Raw genomic sequence first — 16,384 nt, 5'->3', positions numbered from 1 at the left:
TTTTGTGCATTTTCTGAATTTTCTGAATTTTCTGAATTTTGCGCGTTTTCTACATCTAACATTTTCTAACCTCTAATCTTATTAAACGCTTCGCGAATCGCCTCCAGCGGCGGATTATCTAAGTGAATTGGGTTTCCAATCCCGTCTAAAACAACAAATCGCAAAGTGTTGCCTCTAGCTTTTTTATCTTTATGCATTAAGTCAAGAACCTTAGCAAAAGAATCGTCATTATTGCCGCCACCATTCCAAGATATTGGCAATCCAAGTGATTTTAGAAGCGAACGATGATACTCAACGTCTTTTGGACTTAAATAGCCCAAAATTTGCGCAAGCTCCGCCGCAAAAACCATTCCAACAGCAACCGCGTTTCCGTGACGCCAAGAGAAATGCTCGATTTGCTCAATTGCATGCCCAAGAGTGTGGCCGTAGTTCAAAAACTCGCGCAAACCTTGCTCTTTTAAGTCGTTAGAAACATGATATGCCTTAACGCGCACGCTTTTTTCTATTAAATCGCAAACCATATTGTTCAAATGTGAATCACTTAAAACAGAAGAGCCATCAAGAGTGCGTAATTTGCTAGCATTTTGCGGATTTTCCAGAATTTTTAGAATGCTAGAATCGCCAATAAACCCTGATTTTGCAACCTCTCCTAAGCCTTCAACAAAAATATCGTTAGGAAGAGTAGAAAACGCGCAAGTATCTGCCAAAACGCCTGCAGGCGTGTAAAAACTACCAACCAAATTCTTGCCAAACGCAGTATTTACGCCAGTTTTTCCGCCAGTCGAAGCGTCTACCATAGCAAGAAGAGAAGTCGGGCAATTTACGTAACGAATTCCGCGCATCCAAGTAGACGCAACAAATCCAGCCAAATCCGTGGCCGCTCCACCACCTAAACCAACAATCGCGTCTGAACGCGTAAAGCCAGCGTTTGCAAGGCGCGACCACACAAAATCAGCAACCTTAACGGTTTTGCCAGCCTCTGCGTCTGGAATAAGAATTTCTAGAACATCGTAGCCAGCAGCGCGCAAAATAGTCCTTGCTTTATCGCTATGCGTTTGAACAGGCTGAGTGTGAATCAAAGCTACCCGAACAGGCTCTTTTCCAAGCATTTGAGGCAAAAGACTCATAGCACCAACGCCAATATGAACATCGTAGTCTTCAACATCTTTGCCACTTACGTGCACTATTCGTTGCATAATCATATCTTTTATCTTTCTTGCTGCTGGCTTTGGAGTTAGTCCATAAACGCGAGCGTGCAAATTCGACACTTTACAAAACACTGGGTCTCTTTTAGCAAACAAATCCACCCATCGTTTTGCACCATCTTTGCCGCTTAGCATAGGGCGATTTGAATTCCAGCTTACGCGCTCAATTGCATCGTTTGAATCAACTTGCAAGTAAACAACATGGCCGCCGAGTTTTATGTATTTTTTTAAGACTTCTTGCGTTTGCGCGCGCATTGGGGCGCCACCGCCAAGGGAGATTATTGGGGCGGATTGCTCAGAACATGCAAGAATAGCATCTTTAACAATTTGAGCTTCAATATCTCTAAAAGACTCTTCGCCAAAATCCTTAAAATATTGAGCAATCGGCATATTGATTTTTTGCTCAATCAAATCGTCTGTATCTATAAAAGGAACATTCAAAATATGCGCTAATTCCTTGCCAACACGCGTTTTTCCAGCTGCAGGCATGCCGATTATAACAGCTAATGGGATTTTGTATTTAGGCGCACTTTGAAAGGCACTTTGGCGAGCGCTTTGAGCGGAACTTTGATGCACGTTTTGCAAAGATTCTTCGCTCATCTCATATGCTCTTTCCAAGATTGAACGTAATTCTTAGCATTCCTAGCGGTTTCTTCTAGCGAATCTCCGCCAAACTTTTCCAACGCATATTTTGCAAGCGTTAATCGAACCATTGCCTCTGCAACTACGGAAGCTGCTGGAACTGCTGTAAAATCGGAGCGCTGATTAATCGCTTGAGCTGGCTCGCCAGTAAGAACATCCACAGTTTGCAATGCGCGAGGGATAGACGGAATCGGCTTCATTGCTGCGCGCACGCGAATCGTCTCTCCATTCGACATTCCACCTTCAATGCCACCAGCACGATTGCTAAGGCGCGTGATTTTGCCATCTTCGCCTGTTACGATTTCGTCGTGAGCAGCCGAACCAGGGCGATTTGCTTCTTCAAAACCATCTCCAATTTCCACGCCTTTAATAGCCTGAATTCCCATAAGCGCCGCCGCCAACGCCGCATCCAATCGACGATCCGACTCAACATACGTTCCAACTCCAGCAGGCATGCCGTAAGCCAAAACCTCCACAACGCCGCCAAGCGTATCTGCATTGGCTTTTGCCTCATCAATGCGAGCCATCATTCGCGCTTGCGCATCTTTATCTAGAGTGCGAACTGGCGAAGCATCCAAAGCAGCAAGATCATCTGGTGTTGGTAGAGGTAAACTTTTGTTGGCATACTCTCCGCCGATTCCAATAACGTGCGCAACTGTTCGCACGCCAAGCGCCTGTTGCAAAAACGCATTAGCTACAGCACCTAAAGCCACACGGGAAGCTGTTTCCCTAGCGCTCGAACGCTCCAAAACCTCGCGAGCATCATTAAAACCATACTTTCGCATACCTGTTAAATCTGCGTGCCCTGGGCGAGGTCTAGAAAGCGGCGCGTTGCGGCCTTCTTTTGGCAAATCATGGTCTAGCGGATCTGCGCTCATCACTTCCACCCATTTTGGCCACTCGCTATTTGCGATTTCTATAGCAATTGGCGATCCAAGAGCAACACCGTGGCGAACGCCTGTAAGCAAACGCACTTTGTCTTGCTCAAACTTCATTCTCGCGCCGCGACCATATCCAAGCCGCCTGCGTGCAAGAGCAGAAACAATGTCTGCGCTAGTAATCTTGACTCCTGCCGGCACGCCTTCAATCATTGCCACCAGCGCTTCACCATGCGACTCCCCTGCCGTTTGCCATCTAAGCATGCCTTCTCCAATCGCGTTATGCGTTATATTTGTTGCTATAAATCTTGTACTTTGTAATGCACACTACTCTAAATCAGTATTCGATTCTAAATCTGTATTCTACTAACCACTAAGTATTGCTCACAATCCACGTAATCAATCGCAAAAGCCTTTAACCACATTGAGCATAATTTGTTGCGTTCGCAGTTTTTGCGCATTTAGCATAATCAAATGAGTCAGTTTATTGTTACTTGTTTATTTACAACGCCAACGCTTATATGCATGATTGCAGTGTGTGCAACGGATTTAACAAGCCGCATTGTGCCTAGACTTTGGGTTGTACTAGCTGCTTTTGCACAATCTGCAGCAAACCTTATTTTTTCGCTGATTACTTTTCATAATGTTAATTTTCTTTTGCGCGGCTGGCTTTGTGCAGTATCAGTTTTTGCATTCTACGTTTTGGTGCAAAAACTTTGCGTGCGCGGAGCACTTGGATTTGGCGATGTTACATGCGCTTCTATGATTACTCAAGCTTTGGCGCTATTTGGATTCACCTGCATAATCTACTGGTTTGCATTAGTTGGAATATTTGGATTAATTTGGATTTTAGTATGGAAAATCTGCTCTAGAGTCTGCTTGCGATTTTTCCGTGTGTATATTGTGCAAAATGAACAAAATAAAATCCCGTTCGTACCCGTCTTAGCTGTATCTGCGCTCATCGCTGTTATGATTTGAACTTTTGCTGCAATTCTATAGTGATAAGTAAGGTAGAGATTCGAGATTTTTCGCACTGAATGAGATGAACCTCAGCGCCGAAGGTGGTGATTCATCGAATGAAGAAGAAAAATTGAGAATCTCGGTGATGAAAATCACGCAAAAGTTCTAGCATGCAAGAGGGCTGGGTGATTCTTGGTCGAACAGTATAAGAGCGGCAGCCGATACCAAATAATCCAATGGCACACGCCTACAAACAAACTTCAGCCAAAAACAAAATCAAAGCCAAATCGGAACAACCGCAACACAAGACAACACGTAAGAGGCGAAGCGTTGTGAGACAAGAAACACCCAGCCCTCACGCAACGCTAAATAGGAAATATCGTTCGCGCGGTCTAAGCGCGCGAACGTCTTCGCTTGCGTTGAAAGCACGGTGTGCTTTCAACCTTAAGCAAGCTCAGCGCTCCGACCTGCCTTTTCGCGCTACGCTCTAAGCGAAAAGGCAGGTCGGAGCGCTAGTTAGCGTTTTCGTTGGAACGCTTATACTCATCGCGAATCTTTAAGAAATCGTCGTAGTTATCCGCAAACTTAGTTTCGCCAGTCTTTAAATTAGTAGTAACAAAATAAATCCACGACCCACTTGCAGGATTAAGCGCCGCCAAAATCGCATTATCTCCAGGAATGCTTATAGGAGTAGGCGGCAGCCCCTTGTGAATCCTAGTGTTGTACGGGTTGCTTGCATCGTCTAGCTGCGATTGCGTAAGGTTAATCGCCTTAATTCCAATGCCGTATGCAACCGTAGTGTCCATTCCCAAAGGCATGTCTTTAGCTAAACGATTTAAGATTACGCGCGAAACTTTGCCGTAGTATTCACGATTATTGACTTCTGCTTCTGCAATGGAAGCGATTTTAAGAACTTTTTGACGCAAATCACCCCTAGGAACGCCTAGAGAATCAAGCTTTTCAATGCGCTTATCTACCATTTTTGCCAGTATCTTGCTAGCTGATTTAATGGATTTTACGTTGTAAACTCCAGGCTCCAACCATCCTTCAAAGCTTCCGCCCGCTTCTGGTGGCAAAATCCCCTCGCCGTCTGCTTTTTGAATCGCGTTAAATTGCTCAATGTCAATTCCCGATATTTGTGCAGCCTTGTGAATAACGTCTGTTGCACGCTCACCAGCTTTAACGTCTAAGAATCCGCCCGCCTTGCTTTGATCGGAAAGAATTTCCACTACGTCCATGGAATTCATGTGTTTTTTAAGCGCGTAAATTCCTGGGTACAAAATCTTGTTATTTGCTGCAACAATGTTAGAAAAAGTGGATTGCGACTTTACAACCTGCGCCTTAACAAGGTTATTTCCCACTTCTACAGATCCTTGACCTGGTTCAATCGTAAATTCAATGAAACCGCTTCCAGGGCCTGGCCAGTCTTCCATAATTGCAGACTGACTATTGTTTCTTACATAAACCGCAACGCGATATAAGCCGTATCCAACAACAAATAGCAACGCAAAAACTAGCGTAAGAATAAATGCGATTATGCGATTCCGCTTGTTTCTGCGATTTTTACGCGCAGTTCTTGCTTTTCGCGATTTTGGTGGAACAGGTGGATTGGATGAATTGTGACTCCATTTAGCGTTTTGATTGAAAAAATCGTCTATATTCTCACTCATTAAACGCTTCCTTCCTTATGTAGTCACTTTGCGAATCACTTTGCGAATCACTTTTTACATTTTTGCAAGCATTTCTGTAATCGTCAATCGCAGATTGCAAAATCAACACTGCCGATTGCTGATCAACCATTGGACGATGCTTTTTAGTAGAAAAATCAGCATCTAACAATTGCTTATGGGCAGTAACTGTTGTTAGTCGCTCGTCATTAAAAACGACTTCTGGAATAAAATCAAGCGACCAATCGCCATAATCAAAAAGCGATTTAATGCGTTTAACTAAATTAGCACCCCATCTGCGAGCTTTTTTGGCAGACTTTCCTTCGGATCCGTCTAACTGTAAAGGCAAACCAACTACGACTCGGCTCACGCTATTGTCTTCTATAACGTTAATAACATCTTCAATCGCATTAAATGAGTCGCCATAAGATTGAATATTACCGATTGGGTGCGCAAAAGTCAGCTCAGGGTCGGACTTAGAAAGTCCAACCCTGGCATCTCCTAAATCAACGCCAAGCCAAATCATACGAAAACTCTAACTTATTAATTCGGCTCGAGTGTTAAACATATTAAACATTTAACCTTTTGACTATAGCTTCAAAACTTCGGCTTTCACGGCCTCTAGTGCTTCATCAATCTTAGAGGAATCCGCACCGCCACCTTGAGCAAAATCTGGCTTGCCGCCGCCACCGCCGCCAAGCACCTTGGAAGCTGTACGCACCAAGTCGCCAGCCTTAGCACCAGCCGAGCGAGCTGCATCGTTAGTAGCAACAGCAACCATTGGCTTATCGCTCTCGTTTACACCGCACAACGCAACAACTACTGGCGCATCTTCTCCCAAACGAGAACGAACATCTAGAACCGTCTTGCGTAAAGCCTCGAAGGAACCAAAGTTTCCAACATTCTTTACAGCAAGTTTAATCTTTGAGCTGCTTTGCTTAGCTGCATCGACCAATTCTGGAACAGCCTCATTAAGCTGGGATTCGTAAACAGAAGCAAGCTTGCGATCAGAATCCTTCATCTTATTAAGCAAAGACTCTAAGCGCTCAGCTAACTCGTCTGGACGAGCATTAACCATGTCTGCAAGTTGCGCAACCAAAGCATGCTCGCGAGCGCCATATTGGTACGCTTCTTCGCCGCAAAGCGCGTCGATTCTGCGCACACCAGAGCCAATAGAAGACTCAGAAAGGATTGTAACCATGCCAATCTTACCAGTGCTCTTAGCATGAGTACCGCCGCAAAGCTCGCGGCTCCAGCCATCGCCAATCTCTACAACGCGAACAATGTCGCCATACTTCTCGCCAAACAAGTGCATTGCACCAAGCTTAAACGCGTCGTCGATTGGCATCTCTTTTGGAACAACTTGCAAGTCTTCGCGAATACGCTCGTTTACGCGAGCTTCTACGCGCAACAACGCATTTTTATCAACAGCCTTTGGCCATTGGAAGTCAAAACGCAAGCGGTCTGGATCTACCACAGAACCGCGCTGAGTTGCCTGCGGACCAAGCTCCTCACGCAAAGCCTTGTGAAGAGTGTGAGTTGCAGTGTGGCTTCGAGCCAAAGCAGCTCTACGAACCTGGTCAATATTGGTGTTTACAGGAGCACCAACGCTAAGAGTTCCTTCAGTAAGTCGGCAGCTGTGAACAATCAAATCCTTGATTGGTCGCTGAACATCGTCAACTTCCAAAATCGCGCCGTCATCGGAAATAATCTCGCCTTGATCAGCAATCTGACCACCGCGCTCAGCGTAGAATGGCGTGCGATCAAGAATAACCTCAACGTTTGCAGGAGCGCTAACGCTTTTAACAGAGCCCTTACCTGCTTCAACAATTGCCAAAACGTTTGAACGGCTGGAGAAGTCTGTGTAACCGAGGAAGTCGATTGGCTTTTCGAGAGCCTTCTTAATGTCGTCGTAAACGCTAACATCCACATTGTGGCGCTTCTTCAAAGCATCCGCGCGAGCACGACCTTTCTGCTCGCTCATAAGCTCGCGGAACTTAGCTTCATCAACCTTAACACCCTGCTCAGCAGCCATCTCAAGAGTCAACTCAATTGGGAAGCCGTAAGTATCGTGCAAAGTGAATGCGTCGGAGCCGCCAACAATAGGATCATCCTTGTGCTCTTTCTTGGCTTTTTCAACAGCCAAGTCAAGAATAGTAGTACCCTTTTCTAGAGTCCTGCGGAACGCATCTTCCTCACCATATGCAGCTTCGCTAACCTCATGGAAAGTATTATTAAGCTCTGGATAGCTTGGTTCCATAGCGCCCTTAGAAACTGGGAACAAGGTTGGAAGAACTGGGTCTTGCACGCCAAGCATACGCATTGCGCGAACAGTTCTGCGAAGAAGACGACGAAGAACATATCCGCGGCCAACATTGCTTGGACGCACGCCATCGCTCATAATCATCAAAGCGGAACGCACGTGATCTGCTACAACGCGGAAACGAACATCCGCATCGGCGTTGCTGCCGTACTTTACGCCACTAAGCTTTTCTGCCGCTTCAATAACTGGGTAAACTTCGTCGGTTTCGTAAATGTTTTCCTTGCCTTGCATAAGGTAAGCCAAACGCTCCAAACCAGCACCAGTATCAATATTCTTTTGATCAAGCTCACCAACAATGTGCAAATCGGTCTTAGACTTTACGTTATCTACCTGGAAGTTCTCAAAAACCAAATCCCAAATCTCAATAAAACGAGATTCGTCTGCAGCAGGACCGCCATCCTTTCCATATTCTGGACCGCGATCCACGTAAATCTCGGAGCATGGGCCGCCAGGGCCAGGGCCACCAGTAGTCCAGAAGTTATCTTCCATACCGAAAACTTGCATGTGCTCTGGGTCGAAGCCCTCATTCTTCCAAATTGCGCGAGCTTCGTCGTCGTCTGTAAAAGTAGTAACCCACAGCTTTTCTGGGTCAAAACCGTAGCCGCCCTTATCTTGAGGAGTTGTTAAAAGCTCCCAAGCATAGTGAATTGCTTCTTCCTTAAAATAGTCGCCAAAACTAAAGTTACCAACCATTTGGAAGAAGGTACCGTGGCGAGTTGTTTTACCAACTTCGTCAATATCGAGAGTACGCACGCACTTTTGGTTAGACGTCATTCTGCGAGAAGGAGGCGTTTGCTCTCCTAAAAGATAAGGTATGAATGGAACCATGCCTGCAATCGTGAAAAGCGTCGTTGGATTTGGAGAAATCAGCGATGCAGAAGGCACGACCATATGTCCATGATTACCAAAATAGTCAAGATAACGCTTTGCAATTTCTGCTGTGCGCATGGGTACGAACTCCTTTTTTTATTTATCAGACTTAGTATAAGACTACTTAGTAACTACTTAGTATAAGACTTATTTGTAAACGAATCGTCACGCTTATCAGCATACTTACTAGCATACTTAGAGTTAAGCTGCGACTCGTGGGCTTTTCTGCTGGAATTAAAATCACGATACAAAGACAAAACCGTGCTTAAAGTAAGATTTTTTGGATCTTTATCAAAGAAGAAATTCCTAGCGCTTTGCGGGAACTTTTCCTTAACGTACGCGCGAGCTTTTGTAACAGACATAACTCCCATTACAAAACCGATGCAAATCCAAAATAAACGCTTAAACATCACTCCCCCTTAGGCGTAAACGACTCGCCAGAATTTGCCGCATGCCTAGCGGAAGATTCTGCAGCATCCGTTGGAACAGTAGCCTTATTAAAGAACGCATTAAAAGTGTCTTTAAGCGCGTAGCAAGCAGATGCAATTTTAACAACTGGCTTTCCAAGAAAAGCGCCATACAAATCCGTAAGAGCGCCAACATTTGTAGCGGTAGTGCGAGCAGCACTAGTAACGGCATTAACGTCTTCAAGGGTTTTGTTCACTTGTTTTACTGTGGTAACAGATTCGTCGATAGCAGGTAAAGCGTGTTCGCCCGATTCCTTAACAGTTTGAGAAATCTGATTGAACATTTTACCCAGCCGAATAAGCGGATAAATCATAAATCCCGAAAGCACCGCAAACGAAATCGCTGCAATAAGAGCAGCAATGTCTCCAACGCTCATCGTAACCTCTTTCCTGCTGTTTTACGCACGACTACCCACGCAATGTATTAAAAGATTAACGAAGAGTCAAGACTCTTTTTGTAAATTTAGCGAACATTTAGCGAACACTTAGCGAACATTTTTTGCGCAAACTAATCGCATTTACTCGTTATATCCCTTAATTGTTATAGCTTGATCAATTGGCACTTCCGTGTTGAAATCAAGTCTAGTTACACTTCCATTTTGCGGGCGCTCGCTTAAATCGTAACCAGCAGGCGCAAAACGATGCATAAGACTTAAAAGCGTGTTTCCGTGGGAGATTTGCAAAACGTTGTCTCCGTCTTTTAACGCTGGATTGCTGGCGATTATTTTGAAACCGCCTTCAACGCGCTTCCAATACTCAATATCTGACTCCGCATCGTGGAATGGGTCGGCCTCTTTAAGCATGTCTCGAGTTGCAGCAAGACCAAATTTTTCAACGATTTCGTTATAAGTTTTTGCTCCGTGAGGCGCGCCTGCAGCCCACCAAGCCATATTCATATCTTGGCCTTCAAAATAGCCGTAGCATTGCTCACGAAAATGCATATCACTTACAAGATGAGGACGAATATGCGTATGCTTTTCGTTTTCGCTTAAAATACGCTCAGCTGTGATTTGCGCACGAGTTGTATCGGAGCAATATGCGGCAGCAAAAACAGCGTTCTTAAGCTTTTGAGCTGCTAAATCGGCGTCTTTGAGCCCTTTTTGAGTTAGTGGAGAATTGCTCCATCCTTGCAAGCGATTGTAACAATTAAACATGGTTTGGCCATGACGAACTAAATAAAGATGCAACAACATAACTTAATCATCTCACTTTTTAAGTAAAACGCGTAAAAATTAGAGTAATTAAGACAAGACTAGTCAAATTAAGGCAAGTCTAATCACGACTAATCACGACTAATCCAAGTCAGACTAATCCAAGTCAGACTAATCCAAGTCAGACTAATCCAAGTCAACATCTCCTAATTCTTGGAATCTGCTTGCAATCAACTCTGGAGTAGTATCGGAAATCCAAGACGCCATCCCTGCTTCCGACCCAGCCAAATACTTGATTTTATTAGCATCTCGCATAAACGAGAAGAATTGCAAATTAAGGCGATAATGCGAACGTCGAGAATCGTGCACAGGGGCTTGATGCCACGCTGCAACGTAAGGCAAATCAACGAATTCGCTGGAATTTGCATCACACGCGCCAGAAGATAAGTCGAAAGCAGGCGAACTTGCAAACGATTTAGCACTCGAATCGCCCGCGTTTGAAGACGATAATCCAAAGAACTTATTAGCACGCTTAAGAAGTGTTATGTAGATTTGCGCCAAATCCCAACGCTCTTGGTCGTCAAGCTGATCCAAAGTAAGAACGTCTCTAACAGGAGCAACATGCACCTCTAGCGGCCATCGAGCGGCAGCTGGAACATAAGCAACCCAACTGTGATTATGCATAATCACACGCTTTTTAGCCTCAATCTCTGAATTCATCAAATCCTTAAGAAGATTGCTGCCAGTGCGCTCAAAATAAGCCTCCGTATGGCGCAACTCCTGCTCCAGCCTAGGAGCAATAAACGGATACGCGTAAATCTGACCATGAGGATGATGCAAAGTTACGCCGATTTGACTGCCGTGATTTTCAAACGGATAAATTTGCTCAATTCCTTCGATTTGGCTAATTTCTGCAGTTCTAAACGCCCACGCTTCAACAATCGTGCGCATGCGCAAAACAGAAAGATTAGCTGGAAGCATGTTTTCGTTTGAACTAAAGCAAATCACTTCGCATCGGCCAGCTGCAGGAGCCTGTTTCCACAATGGATTTCCGTCAACGTATGTTGTTGTGTTTGGCACGCCTGCAACCTGAGCCATAGCTGGATAGCGGTTTTCAAAAACAACAACGTCGTAGTCTTCGTCTGGAATTTCGCCATCTTGATACTCGCACTGCGCTTTTCTGCCAGCAAATGGGTCGATTCTTGATGGCGAAGAATCTTTCGCAGAATCCGCAGAATCATGATTATTTGAATCCTCACCAAGAATCGCAGCTGGCCGCTTTGCCCACAGTCTAGACATAGGAATCCAGTCTCCTGTGAGCGGATCTTGGCGCATTTGCGGAACTTCGCTAGGAACTTCGTTGCCTTCGCTATCAACATGCGAAGTAAAACGATACGCCAACTTTCTAGGGTCAATCAGCTCCCTTGTTTTGTGGCCGCTAACGTATTCTGGATTGTCATCTATGTAGAAAAAGTCGCGCCCGTCGGAAAGTTTTGTTGCTGTAATGCGCATATGCTCGCGCGCGTAAGTTCCAGGTCTATACAACTTATACGGGTACTCGCCGCCAAAATCGCGAATCGGAGATTGCGTTGCGTAAGATGGCTCTTGCGGAGTAATACCACTTAAAACCGCAGGTATTGCAGGCATTTGCTGAGTTACATACAACGAATCGCGCACATCGGCAGCAGCTTCTCCTTCGGCTTGAGCTACAAGGCTACTAAGCGAAGAATCCCCAACACCCGTGCTTGTAATTTTGCTCATAACCGTTTCGTTTGCGCCGCTAGCTTTGTTTCTAGCACGAATCGCGTTAACGTCTATTGCATCAAAAGCATCTGTGTCTTCTAGACTTTTTTCGACTTCTCGTTCATCTGCCTTCTTATGCACAGAAGCATCATCAATCTCGAATCCCGCAGCAGCGCCACCTTCAAAGCCGCCGCCTGGGCCTGCAAATCCAGCTGTAGTTGGAATATTGTGCAACCCTTTAATCTTTTTAGGCTCTACCACAAGACCACCCCTTCAAAAGTGTTATTGTTTAGCGCGTCTTTTGCGTATTTGTTGATTGCGCATGCGGCAAGTTGTTGTGCTTTTAGCGCATTCGCTTTGGTATTTTGTTGAGACATCTTTGACTCCATCGTCTCTTCTACTCTCTAGTCTTCTTTTTATTGCGTATTCTGTTTTACTTGTATTTTGTATCTTCTTTTATTCTTTTGTATATTCTTTTGTATCTTAATAACACGCTTTATACGCTTAGTTATCTATTATATATTTTCTGATTCAACACTCGCACAATGTTATATTTTGTAATATAACGGGCATTGTTGTAATGATTATATGTGATTTTGTTTTATTATTAAAGTGTTTTGTTGCATAATGTTCGGTTGCTTGCGATCCTTCCCTAACAAAAGTTAATGCTCACCAACACGTAACCAGCTTTTAGCATAACTCAGATTGCTTTTTATACAATCGCACTACAACTTCCTGCTTTTGTTTACCAAAACACCAAAAAAGGGAACAAACACGGGAAAGTGTCCCGCTTTTGTTTACCAAAACCGCAAAAAAGGGAACAAACGCAGGCAAAATCACAGCAAAAATCGCCGCCACAACGCATTGACCCCCACTATGCAATGCACAGCAGGGGTCAAGCGGTATGTCCTTAAGAATGAAATCCAGAATTTAGCGAGCGTAGTACTCGACGACGTACTGGATGTTGACTTCAACTGGAATCTGATCGACTTCCGGCTTACGAGTCAAAGTAGCCTTCAAAGAGGCAAGATTCACATCGAGGTAACCAGGAACTGCTGGCAAAACGTCGCGATGAACGCCTTCCGCAGCCATCTGGAATGGCACCATTGTCTGGCTCTTAGCGCGAACCTGAATGGTCTGGCCTGGCTTAACACGGTAGGATGGGCGATCAACAAGATTGCCATCTACCAAGATGTGACGATGCACAACAAACTGGCGAGCCTGAGCGGTTGTGCGAGCAAAACCTGCGCGCAAAACCAAAGCGTCAAGACGGGTTTCCAAATCGGTGAGCATTGCGTCACCAGTCTGACCTGCAGTGTGCGTACCCTTTTCGTAAGCTGCACGAAGCTGCTTCTCGGAAAGACCGTACTGAGCGCGAAGACGCTGCTTCTCGCGAAGACGTACTGCGTAATCGGACTCGGTACGACGACGAGTGCGACCGTGCTCACCTGGAGCATATGGACGCTTCTCGAAAATACGCTGAGCCTTTGGGGTCAAAGCGATGCCGAGGGCGCGAGAAAGACGCACCTGACGGCGAGAACGCTGAATATTAGTCATTACTAATCCTTTATTCTGTCGTTATCTGAACGGAACGTGAACCAAACTTTTACGATTATTCACGCTGAGCCGGCCTCTCCAGTGCTTCTTCGTGCAAACACACGAACGCGAAAGCATTAAAACGATTAAATAACGCCATAATTCTTACGCGCCGACCCACTGATGGGCTAAGGCTCCAGATAATGCCTACGAAAATAGGCATCGTTTCTTATACTACTCCGCGCCGTAGATACTCGCGCTCATCTCTAGCCGCATCATTGCGCACGCAGTACGCCAGAGTCCATTGTGTAAACGCAATCAGCGCTTGCAGCAACAGATTCATCGTGAGTCACAACTAAAACAGCCGCGCCGCAAGCCGTACAATCGCGTAAAAGAGACACCACAGTGTGCGTGTTTTGCGAATCCAAATCGCCAGTAGGTTCGTCCAAAATCAACAAACGTGGCTTGTTAATCAAAGCGCGCGCAATCATAACGCGACGCATTTCTCCGCCAGAAAGCTCGCGCGGGTAGCAATGCGCAAGATCGTCCACGTTAAGTCGCTTAAGCAAATCCATAGCGCGTGAAGTCAAACTAGCGTAATCATTCGGATTAAGCTTTTGCGCTGAATCGTCTACTCGCTTAGAAGATGAGCGCGCAATCATAACAGGCAAAATAACGTTATCTAGCACATTCAAATTAGCAAGAAGCGTTTGCGATTGCGTAACAAAACCAATGTTTTTTGCGCGAATCGCAGAAGTTTGCTCGTCGCTTATAGAAGGCATCGAAATATTGCATCCAAAAATCGTAATGCTTCCACGAGTAGGCTTTAGAAGTCCTGCAATCATGTTTAATAGAGTTGACTTTCCATTTCCAGACTTGCCAACAATCGCAACAAAATCGCCAGCTTTAAGCGAAAAATCAACATTGTCTACAGCAATAAACTTGCGATTTTTGCGCTTAAATTCGCGAGTAACATTTTTAAGATTTACGACTAAATCGACTGAATCGCCTAAATCGTTGCTAACAACTTCATTCAACACTTCATTTGCCATATCGCTAGCCACTTCACTCGCCATCTCTTAAAGTCAAATACGCTTCCTTACTTGCGATTCGCCCCACAATAATCGCAGAAGTTACCAAAACACTAGCGAGCGAAAACGCTACAGAAATCGCAGCAAGCGCGCACACAAACCAAACATTCGACTCCAAATACGGCAATTGCAACTGACTAGAAATCGCAATATTGTATGGGAACAAAATAAGCGAAGCAAACGCAACGCCAATCACGCCGCCTACAACGCCAATTGCAGCCGATTCACGCGAAATCATGCCAAAAAGCATGCGCTTATTTGCGCCCAAAATCCTCAATGAAGCAAATTCCCTCTTGCGCTCCGATGTAGAAGCCGCAAAAACGCACACAAGAATCAACACGCCCACAAGCCAAAACGCAAGAATGCCAAGGAAAATCGCCTTGTTTAGCACCTCTAAACTCTTTTTAGTCTGCTCGGTAATTCCGCCTGGAAAAACCATTCCAAGGCTTTTAATTCCGCTAGTTTTACGAATATTTTCCGCAACACTCTTAGCGCTAAAACCCTTGCGCACTTTTACAAGAACCGCACTAACGGCCTTGCGTGCGTATTTTGCAGGAATCGCAGTGTGCCCAACTTTCGACGAATACTTAACAACCGCTGGAATCGTGTCTCTGTTTACAAACACTGAGTTATCTAGGCTAGTGCCCGTTTTAGCAAGTTGCGCAACAATCGGCCATTCGTGCCCATACAAACGAACAGTGTTTTGGTAAGAAACAAGCACGTTTGCGCCTGCAATCATCTGCCCTTTTTTAAGCTCGCTTTTGTGTTGCGAATAAATCCATGGCGCGATTACAAAGTCACTCGTAGGGTCAAAACCTATGATTTGCAACTTTTCCGCGCAGCATCCAGCAGATAGAGAAGATATGTAAGTTTGTACGCTTGCTTTTTCAACACCTTTTGATTTTCGCACAAAATCCTCAATATTGTTCGTAAAGTAAAACGTGCTCGATCCGCCATTAGTTAGCAACGCTTCTGCACGATTGTATGTGTTTTGCGGAATCACCATAATATCCGCGCCAAGGCGAGCGCGCATGCTGTTTAGGCCGTTTGAAAGATTTAGGGAGATTAGCGAGCCGCCAAAAAACACTGCAGCTAAGCACGCGGAAACCACGATTAACGCGGCGGTTCTTAGCGGCTTTTGCTTTAGGTTTTCTAGCGGCAATCGCTTTAATGTAATAGTTCGCATAGTAGATTACTTAGATGCGCACTAGCAAGCAGATTTAGTATCAAGATACACGCTAACGGATGCAAACACCAACGCGAGTACAGATAACACAATCAACGTTGGGCGCATAACAGATGCGCAATGCATCATTGGGCTTTTGCAAACACCAATAAGGAATGTTGTAGTAGCAATCATAAACAGAGAATTAGCGATTACAGCAATATTTAAGCCAGCGCGAACGTGTTCTTTAACAAATAGCGCAATAATGCCTAGAATCGCTATAACTACGCCAATTCCAATAGCCACGCGACTTGTGTAGTAGCATGCCATAGGTTGCATCATCATAGGCATTTTATGCATTTTAGGCATTTTGCCCATGCCACCAGTTGAGCATGGTTTTGCAAATGTCAATGGCGCTATAGCAATAAGAATTCCAAACACAATTGCGTGAAGCGATGCGAATAATTTGTTCTTCATAATAAATACCTCATTAAATCTAGTTATTATTTTTTAGTGTTGCTTTTTGTTTAACGCAACACGCTTTACGGCACTCACGTTTGCAAGCGCCACGCCTTTTAAATCTCGTATAAATACAACTGCAACGATTCAGAACTTAATCGACTTCCCCTTGAGTCTAAAATCTTGAACATTTGCGGTTTCGTTTACTTCTATATTTTTCCTACTTT

The 16,384-nt window shown here is 44.8% G+C and carries 14 protein-coding genes; 1 reads left to right on the top strand and 13 read right to left on the bottom strand.

Going from position 1 to position 16,384, the window contains the following annotated elements:
* Window positions 1-65 precede the first annotated feature (65 nt).
* Both AC1EKB_RS02940 and aroC read right to left on the bottom strand, forming a co-directional pair.
* A complete protein-coding gene (locus tag AC1EKB_RS02940; protein WP_481248804.1) occupies window positions 66-1,805 on the bottom strand; it encodes a bifunctional shikimate kinase/3-dehydroquinate synthase in 1,740 nt (579 codons plus the stop codon).
* Window positions 1,802-2,989 carry a chorismate synthase gene (gene aroC, locus AC1EKB_RS02935; protein WP_481248803.1) on the bottom strand — a complete coding sequence of 396 codons (1,188 nt, stop codon included), beginning with the start codon at window positions 2,987-2,989 and terminating at the stop codon, window positions 1,802-1,804. The genes AC1EKB_RS02940 and aroC overlap by 4 nt, the downstream gene beginning before the upstream one ends.
* Window positions 2,990-3,250: 261 nt before the next feature.
* On the opposite strand from aroC, the gene AC1EKB_RS02930 reads away from it, so the two are divergent.
* Window positions 3,251-3,703: an A24 family peptidase gene (locus AC1EKB_RS02930; RefSeq protein ID WP_481248850.1), complete on the top strand. Its 453-nt coding sequence runs from the start codon at window positions 3,251-3,253 to the stop codon at window positions 3,701-3,703.
* A 494-nt stretch (window positions 3,704-4,197) separates the two neighbouring features.
* On the opposite strand, the gene mltG is transcribed toward AC1EKB_RS02930, so the two are convergent.
* From mltG to AC1EKB_RS02875, 11 genes are all read right to left on the bottom strand, one after another.
* A complete protein-coding gene (mltG, locus tag AC1EKB_RS02925) occupies window positions 4,198-5,355 on the bottom strand; it encodes an endolytic transglycosylase MltG (RefSeq protein ID WP_481248802.1) in 1,158 nt (385 codons plus the stop codon).
* Window positions 5,348-5,878 (bottom strand): Holliday junction resolvase RuvX, encoded by a 531-nt coding sequence (ruvX, locus tag AC1EKB_RS02920; RefSeq protein WP_415693860.1) that lies wholly within the window; start codon window positions 5,876-5,878, stop codon window positions 5,348-5,350. The genes mltG and ruvX overlap by 8 nt, the downstream gene beginning before the upstream one ends.
* 63 nt (window positions 5,879-5,941) lie before the next feature.
* Entirely contained in the window at window positions 5,942-8,623 is a 2,682-nt protein-coding gene (gene alaS, locus AC1EKB_RS02915; protein ID WP_481248801.1) for an alanine--tRNA ligase, read from the bottom strand.
* Between the two features lie 53 nt (window positions 8,624-8,676).
* Complete coding sequence (locus AC1EKB_RS02910) at window positions 8,677-8,955, bottom strand: hypothetical protein (RefSeq protein ID WP_415693858.1); 279 nt, start codon at window positions 8,953-8,955, stop codon at window positions 8,677-8,679.
* Window positions 8,955-9,389 carry a DUF948 domain-containing protein gene (locus AC1EKB_RS02905; RefSeq protein WP_415693857.1) on the bottom strand — a complete coding sequence of 145 codons (435 nt, stop codon included), beginning with the start codon at window positions 9,387-9,389 and terminating at the stop codon, window positions 8,955-8,957. The genes AC1EKB_RS02910 and AC1EKB_RS02905 overlap by 1 nt, the downstream gene beginning before the upstream one ends.
* Window positions 9,390-9,530: 141 nt before the next feature.
* The gene (locus AC1EKB_RS02900) at window positions 9,531-10,205 is read right to left on the bottom strand and encodes a histidine phosphatase family protein (RefSeq protein ID WP_481248800.1); all 675 of its coding nucleotides are present in this window, start codon (window positions 10,203-10,205) and stop codon (window positions 9,531-9,533) included.
* Window positions 10,206-10,349: 144 nt separating this feature from the next.
* Window positions 10,350-11,675 (bottom strand): galactose-1-phosphate uridylyltransferase, encoded by a 1,326-nt coding sequence (galT, locus tag AC1EKB_RS02895; protein WP_481248849.1) that lies wholly within the window; start codon window positions 11,673-11,675, stop codon window positions 10,350-10,352.
* A 1,161-nt stretch (window positions 11,676-12,836) separates the two neighbouring features.
* Window positions 12,837-13,463, bottom strand: coding sequence for a 30S ribosomal protein S4 (rpsD, locus tag AC1EKB_RS02890; protein WP_004113375.1), 627 nt, complete (start codon window positions 13,461-13,463; stop codon window positions 12,837-12,839).
* Between the two features lie 254 nt (window positions 13,464-13,717).
* Window positions 13,718-14,494, bottom strand: a complete 777-nt coding sequence (locus tag AC1EKB_RS02885) for an ABC transporter ATP-binding protein (protein WP_481248799.1) — start codon at window positions 14,492-14,494, stop codon at window positions 13,718-13,720.
* A gap of 13 nt (window positions 14,495-14,507) precedes the next feature.
* Window positions 14,508-15,719: an ABC transporter permease gene (locus AC1EKB_RS02880; RefSeq protein WP_481248798.1), complete on the bottom strand. Its 1,212-nt coding sequence runs from the start codon at window positions 15,717-15,719 to the stop codon at window positions 14,508-14,510.
* Between the two features lie 21 nt (window positions 15,720-15,740).
* Window positions 15,741-16,175 carry a DUF4418 family protein gene (locus AC1EKB_RS02875; RefSeq protein WP_481248797.1) on the bottom strand — a complete coding sequence of 145 codons (435 nt, stop codon included), beginning with the start codon at window positions 16,173-16,175 and terminating at the stop codon, window positions 15,741-15,743.
* Between the last annotated feature and the right edge of the window lie 209 nt (window positions 16,176-16,384).

The organism is Gardnerella sialicivorans subsp. sialicivorans, assembly GCF_056746795.1.
This window is presented reverse-complemented; position numbering and strand designations above follow the sequence as displayed.